Origin of the sequence: Phytohabitans sp. LJ34 (assembly GCF_052068095.1) — a bacterium.
GTDB lineage: Bacteria > Actinomycetota > Actinomycetes > Mycobacteriales > Micromonosporaceae > Phytohabitans.
Genome location: NZ_JBQHDG010000074.1, coordinates 1 through 504 on the forward strand (window position 1 = coordinate 1; position 504 = coordinate 504).

The window sequence follows — 504 nt, forward strand, 5'->3', positions numbered from 1 at the left end:
CCGGGCGTACGACGTGAAGCCGGTCATCAAGGCCCTGCTCGACGGCGAGTCCGTGGAGCTGCACGCGCGCTGGGCGCCCAACATCGTCACCACACTGGGCCGCTTCGCCGGCCGCACGGTCGGCGTGATCGCCAACAACCCGCTACGCCTGGGCGGCTGCCTCGACTCGGCCAGCGCCGAGAAGGCGGCCCGCTTCGTGCGGATGTGCGACGCGCTGGGCGTGCCGCTGATCGTCCTCGTAGACGTCCCCGGCTACCTGCCCGGCCTCGGCCAGGAGTGGGACGGCGTCGTACGGCGCGGCGCGAAACTGCTGCACGCGTTCGCCGAGGCGGTGGTGCCCCGGGTGACGCTGGTGACGCGCAAGGCCTACGGCGGCGCGTACATCGCGATGAACTCCCGCTCCCTCGGCGCGACCGCCGTCTTCGCCTGGCCCAACGCGGAGCTCGCGGTCATGGGCGCCTCGGCGGCCGTCAACATCCTCCACCGCAAGAAGCTCGCCGCCGC

The 504-nt window shown here is 72.8% G+C and carries 1 protein-coding gene; it reads left to right on the top strand.

The genetic code is table 11. The annotated features are described in order from the left end of the window. A partial coding sequence (locus ACTMTJ_RS45430; protein WP_441225336.1) for a carboxyl transferase domain-containing protein occupies positions 1–504 on the top strand: 504 nt, incomplete at both ends.